This is a genomic window from Bradyrhizobium sp. WSM471 (assembly GCF_000244915.1).
GTDB lineage: Bacteria > Pseudomonadota > Alphaproteobacteria > Rhizobiales > Xanthobacteraceae > Bradyrhizobium.
Window position 1 is genome coordinate 7,676,477 of the sequence record NZ_CM001442.1, and the last position, 12,764, is coordinate 7,689,240.

The 12,764-nt window shown below is 65.0% G+C and carries 12 protein-coding genes and 2 pseudogenes; 8 read left to right on the plus strand and 6 right to left on the minus strand.

Annotation, left to right across the window (positions count from 1 at the left end; genetic code table 11):
- Positions 1 to 8: 8 nt before the first annotated feature.
- The 4 genes and pseudogenes from BRA471DRAFT_RS35080 to BRA471DRAFT_RS39910 all read left to right on the plus strand — a co-directional run bounded on the left by BRA471DRAFT_RS35080 (position 9) and on the right by BRA471DRAFT_RS39910 (position 3,907).
- On the plus strand, positions 9 to 884 hold the full coding sequence (locus BRA471DRAFT_RS35080; RefSeq protein WP_007615942.1) for a hypothetical protein: 876 nt from the start codon (positions 9 to 11) through the stop codon (positions 882 to 884).
- Positions 885 to 1,131: 247 nt separating this feature from the next.
- Positions 1,132 to 2,535: pseudogene (locus tag BRA471DRAFT_RS39900) on the plus strand (PAS-domain containing protein); the annotation flags it as partial.
- Between the two features lie 85 nt (positions 2,536 to 2,620).
- A pseudogene (locus BRA471DRAFT_RS39905) lies at positions 2,621 to 3,043 on the plus strand (diguanylate cyclase domain-containing protein); the annotation flags it as partial.
- A 72-nt stretch (positions 3,044 to 3,115) separates the two neighbouring features.
- The gene (locus BRA471DRAFT_RS39910) at positions 3,116 to 3,907 is read left to right on the plus strand and encodes a bifunctional diguanylate cyclase/phosphodiesterase (RefSeq protein ID WP_231171169.1); all 792 of its coding nucleotides are present in this window, start codon (positions 3,116 to 3,118) and stop codon (positions 3,905 to 3,907) included.
- Between the two features lie 21 nt (positions 3,908 to 3,928).
- Here BRA471DRAFT_RS39910 and BRA471DRAFT_RS35090 read toward each other — a convergent pair whose 3' ends face one another.
- Entirely contained in the window at positions 3,929 to 5,626 is a 1,698-nt protein-coding gene (locus BRA471DRAFT_RS35090) for a bifunctional diguanylate cyclase/phosphodiesterase (protein ID WP_007615943.1), read from the minus strand.
- Between the two features lie 221 nt (positions 5,627 to 5,847).
- Between BRA471DRAFT_RS35090 and BRA471DRAFT_RS35095 the strand changes: the two genes are divergently transcribed.
- Positions 5,848 to 6,108, plus strand: a complete 261-nt coding sequence (locus tag BRA471DRAFT_RS35095; RefSeq protein WP_007615945.1) for a hypothetical protein — start codon at positions 5,848 to 5,850, stop codon at positions 6,106 to 6,108.
- Here BRA471DRAFT_RS35095 and BRA471DRAFT_RS35100 read toward each other — a convergent pair whose 3' ends face one another.
- From BRA471DRAFT_RS35100 to mtgA, 3 genes are all read right to left on the minus strand, one after another.
- Positions 6,109 to 6,753 carry a hypothetical protein gene (locus BRA471DRAFT_RS35100; RefSeq protein WP_007615946.1) on the minus strand — a complete coding sequence of 215 codons (645 nt, stop codon included), beginning with the start codon at positions 6,751 to 6,753 and terminating at the stop codon, positions 6,109 to 6,111.
- Between the two features lie 143 nt (positions 6,754 to 6,896).
- Entirely contained in the window at positions 6,897 to 7,079 is a 183-nt protein-coding gene (gene rpmF, locus BRA471DRAFT_RS35105; RefSeq protein ID WP_007598106.1) for a 50S ribosomal protein L32, read from the minus strand.
- Positions 7,080 to 7,248: 169 nt separating this feature from the next.
- On the minus strand, positions 7,249 to 7,923 hold the full coding sequence (gene mtgA, locus BRA471DRAFT_RS35110; RefSeq protein ID WP_007615947.1) for a monofunctional biosynthetic peptidoglycan transglycosylase: 675 nt from the start codon (positions 7,921 to 7,923) through the stop codon (positions 7,249 to 7,251).
- A 160-nt stretch (positions 7,924 to 8,083) separates the two neighbouring features.
- Between mtgA and BRA471DRAFT_RS35115 the strand changes: the two genes are divergently transcribed.
- Complete coding sequence (locus BRA471DRAFT_RS35115; protein ID WP_007615948.1) at positions 8,084 to 9,007, plus strand: polyprenyl synthetase family protein; 924 nt, start codon at positions 8,084 to 8,086, stop codon at positions 9,005 to 9,007.
- A 7-nt stretch (positions 9,008 to 9,014) separates the two neighbouring features.
- The gene (locus tag BRA471DRAFT_RS35120; RefSeq protein ID WP_007615949.1) at positions 9,015 to 9,707 is read left to right on the plus strand and encodes a DUF1345 domain-containing protein; all 693 of its coding nucleotides are present in this window, start codon (positions 9,015 to 9,017) and stop codon (positions 9,705 to 9,707) included.
- Between the two features lie 53 nt (positions 9,708 to 9,760).
- Here BRA471DRAFT_RS35120 and BRA471DRAFT_RS35125 read toward each other — a convergent pair whose 3' ends face one another.
- Together BRA471DRAFT_RS35125 and BRA471DRAFT_RS35130 are read right to left on the minus strand one after the other, a co-directional pair.
- Entirely contained in the window at positions 9,761 to 11,551 is a 1,791-nt protein-coding gene (locus tag BRA471DRAFT_RS35125) for a caspase family protein (protein WP_007615950.1), read from the minus strand.
- A 180-nt stretch (positions 11,552 to 11,731) separates the two neighbouring features.
- Positions 11,732 to 12,160, minus strand: a complete 429-nt coding sequence (locus BRA471DRAFT_RS35130; protein ID WP_007615951.1) for a GFA family protein — start codon at positions 12,158 to 12,160, stop codon at positions 11,732 to 11,734.
- A gap of 90 nt (positions 12,161 to 12,250) precedes the next feature.
- Here BRA471DRAFT_RS35130 and BRA471DRAFT_RS35135 point away from each other — a divergent pair, with 90 nt between their 5' ends.
- Positions 12,251 to 12,625, plus strand: a complete 375-nt coding sequence (locus tag BRA471DRAFT_RS35135; protein ID WP_007615952.1) for a nuclear transport factor 2 family protein — start codon at positions 12,251 to 12,253, stop codon at positions 12,623 to 12,625.
- Positions 12,626 to 12,764: the final 139 nt, after the last annotated feature.

The window sequence follows — 12,764 nt, forward strand, 5'->3', positions numbered from 1 at the left end:
AGACGAGCGTGATCCATACCAAGGTCCGATGCCGCGAGATCACCGAGTCCGACGTCGATGCGGTCGCCGACTTGCTGACGCGCGGCTTCGTCGGCCGCTCGCGCAGCTACTGGATCCAGGGCCTGCGCCGGCAAGCCTTCCGGCCGGTACCGGATGGCTACCCGCGCTTCGGCTACATGCTCGACAATGGCGGTACGCCGGTCGGCGTGCTGCTGCTGATCTACACGGCGCGGAGGGACGACGATGAGACCGCCATCCAGTGCAATTTGTCGAGCTGGTACGTCGATCCGGCCTACCGCAACTACGCCCCGCTCCTGACCAAGATCGCGCAGCGGCACAAGGACGTCACCTATCTCAACATCAGCCCGGCGCCGTGGACCTGGCCGATCATCGAGACGCAGGGCTTTCGCGCCTATTGCAGGGGTATATTCTTCTCTGTGCCTGCGCTGGCACGCGTCCCACGCTGGAGCACGATCGAAGTCATCTCGCAGCACGCCAAGACGATCGACGGGCTTTCCGATGCCGAGACCGAACTCTTGACGCGGCACGCGCGCTACAATTGCCTCAGCCTCGTCTGCCGCACGCCGAAGGGAGCGTTCCCCTTCATCCTGCAACCGGTGCGCATCCGCCGTGGCATCATTGCGCCGCCCGCGATGAAGCTGATCTACTGCCGCAACGCGGCCGAATACACCGAATGCGCGGGCCGCATCGGCCGGCTGCTGCTGCGGCTCGGCAAGATCGCGGTCGCCGTCGATTCCAACGGCCCGGTTCCCGGCCTCGTCGGCATCTACACCGAGCGTCGTGGCCGCAAATATTTCAAGGGCCCGCACCGGCCGCAGCTCGCCGATCTCACGGATACGGAACTCGTGCTGTACGGGCCGTAGGCCGCCTCGCACGCCCTCCACATTGGCAGCATCCCTGCATCGCCGGCCACCCTCCGTAAACTACGGCGCTTAAGGGAATTTTCCCGTCTCTTCGCTAGCCTCGGCGACCGAATTAGGTTGCGTTAAGTCTATTGCCCGCCGAGACCCCGCCAAGCCCATGACGTCGATCCGCGACAACGAGCTTGATGCACGCCGCGAGCAAGGCCCGAAGGCCCTGGTCGGGCTGAGCCAGCTTGCGCTCGACCACATGGAGCAAGGCGTCTGCGTCTACGATGCCGCCAACCGGATCGTGCTGGTCAATCAGCGCTATCTCAGCCTGTTCAACATGTCGGCCGAGAAGGTGCGGGTCGGCACGAGCTACCGTGACGTGCTCGCCCACAGCGTGGCCCTCGGCAACATCCCCGCGGGGGAAGTCGACGCACTCTATGCCGCGCGCATGGCGCGGATCGCAGCCGGCCAGCCGTTCCGGACTCAACAGACGCTCGCGAGCGGCCTCGTCATGGCGCTCGAGCTGAAGCCCCTCCCCGGCGGCGGCTGGATGACGATCTGCGACGACATCAGCCGCCTCGCCCGGGTCGAGGCGGAGCTGCGCGTGCAGACCGAGCGCAGCCAGCACGCGCTCGCCAACATGTCGCACGGGTTGATCATGTACGACGCCGACAGCCGCGTCGTCGTCTGCAACGATCGCTTCCTGAAGCTCTACAATCTCGACCCGGACATCGTGAAGCCGGGCGTCTCGCATGGTACGGTCATCGAGCATTGGATGTCGCGCGGCAACCTGCCGGGCATGCCGGGTGAGGAATTCCACGACACCAGGCTGGAGGACGTGCGCACCAGGAAGACGAAAACCTTGCTGGTGATGCGCTATGACGGACGGATGGTGCAGGTGGTTTCCCGTTTTCTGCCCGACGGCGGCTGGGTGACGGTGCACGAAGACGTCACCGAGCGGCTGCAATACGAGGAGATGCTGAGGCAGCAGAATTTCATGCTCGATGCGGCGCTGGAAAACATGGCGCACGGGCTCGCCTTCTACGACAGCGACATGCGCCTGCGCGTCTGCAACACCACCTACCGGAAGATCTATCGGCTCTCGCCGGAGGAAGCCAAGCCAGGCACGCATCTCGGCGAACTGATCGAACGCTCGATGGCAAACGGCGCGTTCTCGTCCGAGTATAGTCCGCAACAACTCCTGGAAGCCGCCAGCGCAAGAATTGCGGACCGCAACTCCTCGCCGATGCGCCGGCGGATGTCGAACGACACTACGATCTCGGTGCGCTATTGCGCCCTGGCCGAGGGTGGTTTTGTGGCCACCTACGAGGACATCACCGAACGCGAGCACGCAGTCGAAGAGCTGAGCGAGCAGTATCGGCGCTTCGACGCGGCCCTGAACAACATGAGCCAGGGCCTGTGCATGCTCGATTCGGACTTGCGTGTCATCGTCTGCAATCGGCGCTATATCGAGATGTACGGACTGTCACCCGAATTGGTGAAGCCGGGTGTGTCGATGCGTGAGATCATGGAGCACAGCTGCGAGCTCGGCATCCATCCAAACACCACCGCCGCGCGGCTCTATGCCGACTATGTCGAGAGGCTGCGCGTGGGCGAGCACACGCTGCACCGCTATTTGAGCGACGGCCGCATCATAAAGCTCAATCACAAGCGGATGGAGCACGGCGGCTGGGTCGTCACCTATGAGGACGTCACCGAACGCCAAGGCCCAGGCCCGCGTGGCGCACATGGCGCGGCACGATTCGCTCACCGACCTGCCCAATCGCACGCTATTCCGCGAAAAAATGGGCGAGGGGCTGAACCAGGTCGCGGTCGCCGGCGGCGCGATGGCCGTGCTGTGCTTCGACCTCGACAATTTCAAGACCGTCAACGACCGCCTCGGCCACGCGGCCGGCGACCGGCTGTTGCGCTGGGTCGCGGCGCGGCTGCAGGAGAATATCGGCGAGCACGACACCGTCGCGCGGCTCGGTGGCGACGAATTCGCGGTTCTCCAGCGCGGACCGCAGCCGCAATCGGCAGAAAGGCTCGCACGCCGCCTGGTCGGGATCATCGGTCACCCACCGCCGCTGGAGAACCAGTCGATCCATGTCGGCGTCTCCGTCGGCATCGCAATCGCGCCCGATCACGGGCTCGATGCCGACGAGTTGATGAAATGCGCCGACCTCGCGCTTTACCAGGCCAAGGCCAAAGGGCGCGGCGCCTATCGGATGTTCGAGCCCGAAATGGAGGAAGAGGCTCGCAGCCGGCACGCGCTGGAGCGCGATCTGCGCGGCGCGCTGGAGGCCCGTGAATTCCACCTGGCGTTCCAGCCGCAGGTGCGGCTCGATACCACCGAACTTACCGGCTTCGAGGCGCTGCTGCGCTGGAAACATCCCTCGCGTGGACTCGTCTCGCCGGCCGAATTCATTCCGATTGCGGAAGAGAACGGGCTGATCGTTCCGATCGGAGAATGGGTGCTGCGCACGGCCTGCGCGACCGCCGCGACCTGGCCCGATCTCACCGTCGCCGTGAACCTGTCGCCGGTGCAATTCCGCTCGCGCGGGCTGGTGACGATGGTGACGAGCGCGCTTGCGGAGGCCGGATTGCCGCCGCATCGGCTCGAACTCGAGCTCACCGAGACGGCACTGCTCGACGACAGCGAAGCGACGATCGAGATCCTGCACCAGCTCCGCGCGTTGGGGGTGCGCGTCAGCCTCGACGATTTCGGCGTCGGCTATTCTTCGCTGAGCTATTTGCGCAAGTTTCCGTTCGACCGCATCAAGATCGACCGCTCCTTCGTCGGCACGCTCGGCGAAAGCCCTGAGAGTATGGCGATCGTCCGCACCATCGCCAGCCTCGGCTCGGTGCTCAACGTCGAGACCACGGCAGAAGGCGTGGAGACGATTGAACAACTCGACTTCGTCCGCGAATGCGGCTGCACCGCCGTACAGGGATATTATTTCGGCAAGCCCTCCCCGGCCGCGGAGGTCGTGCGAGTTATCGAGGGCCTTAACGCAGTACTGCGGGTGGCGTAGGGATCCGGCTCAGATTGACCCCTAACCTGCTGCGGGCAACGCGCTGTCCGGCGGCGGCGCGCCCCAGGGGCGGTCGGCTGAGGCGAGCCCGATCAGGCGGCCCTGAATGTAGTCGCAGCCCCAGTCGCGCAGCATGTTCGCAGCTTCTTCGTCCTGCACCCATTCGGCCACCGTCTTGATGTCGAGGCGGCGGGCGAGGTCGATCAGGGTCTGCACGAAGGCCCGGTCGTCGGCGGAACGAGTGATGTTCTGCACGAACGCGCCGTCGATCTTGACGATGTCGACGCCGAGCTTGCGCAGATTGCGGAACGAGGTGTAGCCGGCACCGAAATCGTCGATGGCGATGCGGCTGCCGAAATTCTTCAGCCGCGTGACGAAGCCGCGCACGTCGTCGATGTCCTGGATCGCGACGGTTTCGGTGATCTCGACGATCAGCCGCTCGGCGACGCCGGGATGGGCCCGCATCAGCGATTCGATTCCGGCCCACCAATCCGGATCCATGGTGGTGTCCGGCGAGATGTTGAGGCTGAGGCAGATGTCGGGCGCGGCCGCGAGCTCGGCGACCACGAGCTCGAGCACGCGGTGATCGACCAGGCGGATCAGGCCGAGCCTTTCCGCGACCGGCACGATGTCGGGCGCGAGCAGCACCTGGCCGTCGCCCTGGTCCATCCGCACCAGGCATTCGTGAAAAGCGCACTCGCGCGAGAGAGCAGCAACCACCGGCTCATAGGCCAGCTTGATGCGGCGCTCGTTCAGCGCGGTGACGATCTCGTCGGTGACGCGGATGTTGACGCGGCGCTGGGCGTCGCGCGCGGCATCCGGGCGCCAGGCGGCGAACGAGCCGACGCGACGTTGTTTCGCGGTGTCCAGGGTCTCATGGGCGCGATTGACGGCTTCATCGGTGTTGCGGGCATAGCGCGGCACGCTGACCGCGCCGATCGAGGCGGTGACCGACACCGGGCCGGATTTGGTCGGCACCACCTCATCGCGGATGCCGACGAGGAAGCGCTCGGCGGCGACGTTCATGTCGTCGACGGTGCAGTTCTTCAGGATCAGCCCGAACTTGTTGCCGGAGAAGCGGCCGAGCACGTCGCCACCGCGCAAGCGCGCGCGAATGCGCGTGGCGACGTCGAGGATCACGGCGTCGGCAACGTCGAAGCCGAAGGCCTCGTTGACACGCGCGAGATGATCGATGCCGACCAGCATGAAGGCCGCGGTCGAGCGGAAACGGGTCGTCTCCTCGATGGCCTCGGCCAGCGCGGCTATCAGATGCGAGCGATTGAGCTCGCCGGTCAGCGGATCGAGCCGGGCCAGCTTCGTCAGTTCCTCGTCGCGGGCGTGGCGTTCATTGTTGATGCGGACGGAGCCGACCGCACGCACCGGGCGGCCGTCGGGGCCGGCGAACCAGCGGCCGTTCTCCTCGATCCAGACCATGGGATCGGCGGCGCTCGTGCGCACGCCGTACTCGACCCGGTAGGGCGTGCCGTCGGCGCCATGCACGGCTGAGGTCTGCGCCAGCGCGGCGGTTCGCTGTGATTGCGCGGGCTCGATCAGCCTGGCGAATTCGGCGCCGGTGGCCAGCCGTTCGGCGGGAATCCCGGGAAAGATGGCGCTGACCTGCTCACCCCAGACGATGACATCGCTGGCGATGTCCCAGGCGAACACGGCCTGGCCGAGGGCGGCCAGGATTTCGGAGGCTTGCGGCAATGCGGGGGTCAAAATCGCCTCGTTTCGGGACAGCGGGGAGTCCTGAGCCGGCACAGGATAAAGCCAGATTCGCCATTGACCCTAGGCAAAGTTGATAAACAATTTGGAAACCACGTTTCCTCGCGTGCAGGAACCAAACCGGCCCGCCCGGCATAGGCCTTGCGAGTACATGACACGCACCGGCGCCAGCGTCTCGAAACGCGACAATCCAAGCCGGGTCAACGGTGATTGCGATGTTGAGTACCGATCGATCGAACGCCTCGGACAACGGCACGGGCTCGGCCCTGGTGCCGCTGATGCCGATTCTGCAGTGGGTCCACAAGGCACCGCTGCCGCGCCCGGACCCCAGCTTCGTCGCCCAGCTCATTGCCAATGCCGAGCACCTTCCCCAGGCGAGCCGGCTGCGCCGCGCGTCTTCCGAGGATGCGCAGGTCGCCTATGGCAGCAAGCGCCCGCTTCCGAGCGTCACCGCACGCACGCGGCAGATGGCTTGATCAGCGCGGTGCGTCGGGAGACGGCTGGCCGTTGCCCGGCTGCAAATGCGGCGAGGGAATTTCCGGCGAGGGCGTACTCACAGGCTTCGGCGCCGGGTGATCCATCAGCACGGATTCGGCGACCGATTGTGCCGTAGGCGCCGGCGGCTCCGCCGGAGCTGGTTGCGGAGCGGACACTGGCTCGAACTTGGGCTCGAACGTCCCTTCATCCGCCGGCGTCTCGGCCTGGCGCTTGGCCTTGCGGCGCGCGGGCACCGTCGTTTCGGTGACATAAGCGACGCGGCGGCGGGTGCGCTGGGCAATGCCGCCGAGGAAATCGGCCATCGCGAGCAGCACCAGAAGGAAATAGGTGGAGTTGCCGAATTTCGGCCACATCACGAATTCGGCCGCTGCCGCGCCGAACACGATCAGAGACAGCAGATGATCCATCAGGAATTTCGCGCCGGGCCGCGCGCCTTTGACCACTTCGAGCAGCAGCAGCACGATACCTAGCGCGAGCATCACGTCGGCGAGCGTGACCGGCCAGGCCTCGCCTGTGATCATCGGTACCCTGAACAGCACGTCCGTAAAGGACACGCTCGGCATCAGGAAGGCGATGATGTTGTAGACCGCGAGCGGGATCAGGAGCAGCGGGAAACCGACCATCGGCGAAATGCCTTCTCGATCAAGATATCCAGACAGGACAATGCGGCGGCGAAGCATTGGCTCCGCCGCCGTCACTGTCATATCTCATGGGTTGGCCGAAATCAGGCAGGCCCGATCGTCCTGCCCACAGAAAGGTCCCGAACTCAGGACTCTTTCTTCTTCAGGACCTGACGGCCCTTGTACATGCCGGTCTTGAGGTCGAGATGGTGCGGACGACGGAGTTCGCCGGAATCCTTGTCTTCCACATAGGTCGGCTTCTTGATGGCGTCAGCCGAGCGGCGCATGCCGCGGCGCGACGGCGAGGTTTTTCTTCTCGGAACGGCCATTTCAGTATCCTCTAGGGATTGGTGTCATCAGGGCATCGTCCGCGGAGGGACGGCTCAGCACCCGCAAACCGAGGCGAGCTGAATGCCGGTCAAGGCCGGGCTTATAGAGGAAGGCCTGCCTTAAATCTAGGGCTCTGGGGCCGGAAAATGCGCCCGAAAAGGACCGAAATCAGCGATTCTCCCGCCAGCAGGTCGAAAGTGAACTCGCCTGTGCTCGCGCCACATAGGTCCCCGCCAGCCGCCGGACACCCGGTCCCGGCGTCCTGGCGCTGCGTTTGACCGGATTCGGCAGAATCGAGGCCAGAAGCGCCGCCTCGCGGGGGGAGAGGTTCGCCGCCGATTTGCCGAAAGCATAGGCGCTGGCGGCCTCGGCCCCAAACTGGCCCTGTGGTCCCAGTTCGGCGATGTTGAGGTAAATCTCCAGGATCCGTGCCTTGGGCAGGACGAGATCGATCCACAGCGCCAACGGGAATTCCAGCGCCTTGCGGACGAAGTCCCGCCCCTGCCAGAGGAACAGGTTTTTCGCCACCTGCTGGGTGATGGTGGAAGCGCCCCGGAACGGGGTGCCGTCCTCCTTCGCATCGTCGATCGCCTCACGCAGCGCACCCCAGTCGATGCCGTGATGCTTGCAGAAATGGGCGTCCTCGGCCGCCACAACCGAGCGTGGCAGCGAGGGCGAGATCGCCGCCAGATCGATCCATTCCCGCTGCATCGGCGCACCCCGAAGCGAGCGCCAGATCATCAGCGTCGAAACGGGATGGCCGGCACGGTAGAACGGCGCGACCACATAGGGCGCGAGAGCCGCGACCGCGAGCGCCAGGAGAAGGGTTTTGACGACGCGCAAATCAACCTTTCCGGCGCAGAACGAAACGCGGCCACGGGCCCGGCATTAAGTCTGTGATAATTCGGGCCTTTTCCAGCACTTTTTAGGCCTTCCAAACGATTGACTGAGGCGGGCGCATAAAGGATTGTCCCGCCGAATTTTAGTTCTGGAGCCCTTCTTGATGACCGGCACGTCCCCGTCCGATTTCGCCAAACGTCTGGACAAGACCGCTGATGACACCGAGGCCCTGCTCGGGCGCCTGCTGTCGGACGACATCCTGCCTGATGAGATCGCCCGGCCCAAGCGACTGATGGACGCAATGCGCTATTCGAGCCTCAACGGCGGCAAGCGCCTGCGGCCCTTCCTGGTGGTCGAGAGCGCGGCCGTGTTCGGCGTGCCGCGCGAAGCCGCGCTGCTCGCGGGTGCGGCGCTCGAATGCATCCACTGCTATTCGCTGATCCATGACGATCTGCCGGCGATGGACAATTCGGACCTGCGCCGCGGCCGCCCGACCCTGCACAAGAAGACCGACGACGCGACCGCGATCCTCGCCGGCGACGGCCTCCTGACACTCGCCTTCGACATCATCACCCGCGACGAGATCCATCGCGACGCCAATGTGAGGCTTTTGCTGACCCGCGCACTGGCGCGCTGCGCCGGCATTGGCGGCATGGTCGGCGGCCAGATTCTCGACCTCGCCGGCGAAGGCCGCTTTGGCGGCAACGAGCCGATCGACGTCGCCCGCATTCAGCAGATGAAGACCGGCGCGCTGCTGCGCTACGGCTGCATCGCCGGCGCTATCCTCGGCCAGGCCTCGCAAAAGGAATATCAGGCGCTGGACGATTACGGCCGCGCGCTCGGCGAAGCCTTCCAGATCGCCGACGACCTGCTCGACGTCGAAGGCGATGCCGCCGCGCTCGGCAAGCCTGCCGGCGCCGATGCAGCGCTCGGCAAGACCACCTTCGTCACCCAGCTCGGCATCGAAGGCGCCAAGCAGCGCGTGCGCGACCTGCTCGCGCGCGCCGACAGCGCGGTCTCGATTTTCGGCGATCGCGCCGCCGTGCTGCAAGCGGCTGCGCGGTTCGTGGCCGAACGGAAGAGCTGATAGCTCGATGGCGGGCGGCAGCAAGGAAGACCCCGCCCTCGCCCGCTTTCGCAAGATGTCGCGGCCGATGCGGCTGATTTATGCGCGTCCGCGGACGTTCATATCGCTTGCCGTTGGTATTCTCGTCTGTCTGCTCATCCCGGGTTCGCACCGGCTGGTCACGCGGTTTCTGTTCGGCTGGGATGCGTTGATCGCCGTTTATCTGGTGCTGGTCTTCACGATGATGCTGTGCAACGATCACCAGCACATCCGCCGCGCCGCAGCGATGCAGGACGACGGCCGCTTCGTGATCCTACTGGTGACGGCGATCGGCGCCTTCGCCAGCATCGCCGCGATCGTCTCCGAGCTTGGAACGCCGCATCGCGGCGTCCTGGAGCTGAGCATCGCAATCACCACCATCGTATTGTCATGGGCCGCCGTTCACACGATCTTCGCGCTGCATTACGCGCATGATTATTACCGGCACGCCACGCCGGGCGGCCTTCAGTTTCCCAGCGGCGACAAGGAAGACCACGCGGATTATTGGGACTTCGTCTATTTCTCGTTCGTGATCGGCATGACCGCGCAGGTCTCCGACGTCGGCATCTCAGACAAGACGATCCGCCGCACGGCCACGGCGCACGGGATCGTGTCGTTCATCTACAACACGGCCTTGCTGGCCCTGACGGTGAACATCGCGGCGAGCGCGATTTCAACGTGATTCCCGACATTGTGGCGGCTCCGCCATGACGATGTCGGAAACCAGTGCCCTTGTCAGTTGCAGACCTCGGCATTGGCATCGACGTGAGGGCCGCCGCCGCCGCGATACACAAGGTGACAGCCGCGCCTGACCGGCCGGCAGAGGAGATCATTGCAAAAGATCTGACCGCTGCCGCCCGCGGCACCGTAGCCGCCCGCCCCGCCAGCAGCAGCGCCACTGGCCTGACGACGCTGCCGTGCTGGGCGCTCATCGCTGTCGTCGCGCTTGGCGGTCGCAGGTTTGGCCGGCTTGGCCGCACGCTGCTTTTCGCACTCATTGTCAGTGTTGACCGCATATCCTTCGCGGCAGACGATCTTGCTGCACTTGTCTCCGTCGGCTTTGAAACCATGCTCGCAAACCAGCGGGCAGACGCGTGAAGGCTTCGCCTTGACGGTATCGAGCGCGTCAGTGCTCGCCACCTTCACGTCGAGCTTGGTGCCGGCATAGCGGTTGAACTGCGACAGCGAGCGCTGCGAGGACGTATTCCAGTTGCCATCGGCGGCGCCGGAGAAGCAGCCGACCCGGCCGAGTTCGGTCTGCACCGAGCGGCTGAGATCGGCCGGCGCCGTGGCCGGCGTCAGCGACGCGACGTTGGTGCCGGCTGGGGTTGCCGTGCTGGCTGGCGCTGCACCCGGCGCCGCGGCGGCGAGATTGACGCGCTGCTGCTCGGCGGCGGCCGCCTGCTGCTGCGCCTGCTCCTTGGCCTTTTGCGCGGCAAGCTGTACCTGCTCGGCAGCCTTCGCATCGGCAGCTGCCTTGGCCTGCGTATCCTTCTGCGCGCCAAGTGCAGCAAGACGATCGCGCTCGGCCTCGGCCTGTTTCGCCTTCTCGGTGGCCGCCGCATGAGCCTGCTCGGCGCCGATTTTTTCGAGCTGAAGCTTGGCGAGGCTCGCATAGAAGCCGTCGGAATGCTGGGCGAGGAACGCCTCCCATGCCGGCCTGTTGCCGACCTGGAGCGCGAGTTCGTAATCGCGGCGGATGTCGGCTTGCGGGTTCGGCGCGGGCGCAGCGGCAGCCGCAGCGGTCACCTTGACCGGCACCAGCGGCACGTCTTCGCCGCCGAGCGAGCCATAGACGAACGGCTCCTGCTTGTTACCTGTCGACTTGAGCACGTCGTCGCGCACGAAGCCGAAGGCGCGACGGACGTCGAGGCCCGGCGTCGTCAGATGCTTGGACAGCGCCACGGTAAAGGGGCTGTTCGCACCGTCGCCATCCTGCGCCGTGAAGCCGGCCTTGGCCGAATAGGCGATCAGCGTGTTGGGGCTGGTCGGCTCAACCTGGGCGAGACCACGGCCGATGCCGCGCGAGGCGACCGTGCGCTTCATGGTCTTGGCGAACGGATTGTCACGGCAGGCATCCAGGATCACCAGGCGAAGCTGCTTGGCCGGTTCGACCGCGACCAGGACGCGGTCGAGGGAGAGCGCCTCGTCAAAGACGTCGGTGTCACGCTCCAGCTTGGCGTCGACAGGGATCAGGTAGTTCGAGCCTTCGACCTCGATGCCGTGACCGGCATAATAGACCACGGCGATATCGGCATCGCGGGTCCCGTCGGCGAATTCGCGCAGCACGCGCCGGGTTTCCTGCGCCGTCAGGTCGTGCCGGGAATCGACGATATCGAACCCGGCCTCCTTCAGCGTCCTGGCCATCACCGAACCGTCATTGACCGGGTTCGTCAGCGACGGCGCATGCTGATAGGCGGAATTGGCGATCACCAACGCGGCGCGCTTTCCGGCGAAAGCGGGCCCGGTGCCGAATAGGAGCGCGACGGCGAGGAGAAGGGGGCAAAGTCTGAGCAATTTGCGCATGACACGACTTCCGGGTTCAGGGCCATTCGAGCCCCTTTGGGACGGCTTTAGCAGGGTCCGTCGCGGACGCTTGTGACGGAGGTCACGAAGGTGGCGCTGGCGGCAGGCCGAAAGGCCCCTTTTGTTTGTCGCGCCAGTGCGGTCGCGGTTCGCCGACAAACAGGCGCGCAGCAGGTTCCCTCAGGCATCCCCGATGTGGCCCCGATATTGAGGCAGATTGTCCGTAATCTCGTGCCAGGGCGCCTTCGAGCCCACGAAAATGTGGGCGTTCGGTCGGATCGAGGGGGCATCGACCAGGGTTCCCATGGCGACATGGACCCATTTTCCCTCGCGCACCCGGGAATAAAGCAGCGAGCCGCAGCGGGCGCAGTGGGCGTCATGGGTGGTGTCGTCACCGTAGATGGTGCGCTGGTTCTCGCCGCTGACGATGCGGAACTTGCTCTGCTCGATGCCGGCGAACGGCTTGAAGGCGGCGCCGGTGGTGCGGCGGCAATTCGAGCAGTGGCAGTTCATCGCATAGGAGAACGCGTCCGCCACTTCGTAGCGCACGGCGCGGCAGTAGCATTCGCCAATCAGGAAGGAAGCGTTCGAATTCTCTGATCCGGTCATCACCGCGTCCTAGCAAATGGTACGGACACCATAGCGCATTTTGATGTGTACGACTAAGTTCGCCCTGAGCCATCATTCAAAGGGATGACCATGAGCCAGAGCCGTTCGAGCGTCGAAGCCGTCGTGCAATCTTACTTCGACGGACTTTACGAGGGCGATGCCGAAAAGCTCGGCGCCATTTTCCATCCCTCCGCCGATTTGCGCTGGGTCGAGAAGGGCGAGCTGCAGGTGCTGACCGTGCCGGACTGGCTCGACCGCGTGCGCAAGCGCCCCTCCGGCAAGGCCGAAGGCAAGCCGCGCGAGGATTTCATCGTCACGATTGACCGTTCGGACGACAAGACCGCCTTCATCAAGATCCGGTGCCAACTGCCGCCGCGTTTTTTCACGGACTATCTGGTGGCGATGAAGCTCGCCGACGGCTGGCAGATCGTATCGAAGTCTTATCGGTATGACCTGCGGGAGTGAGGGGGGCCTAATCTTCCGCTGCCCGAAATCGGGCACACTTGTCCCACATCCTCCGTCATTGCGAGCGAAGCGAAGCAATCCAGAGTCTTTCCGCGGAGGCAGACTGGATTTCTTCGCTGCGCTCGCAATGACGATGCGG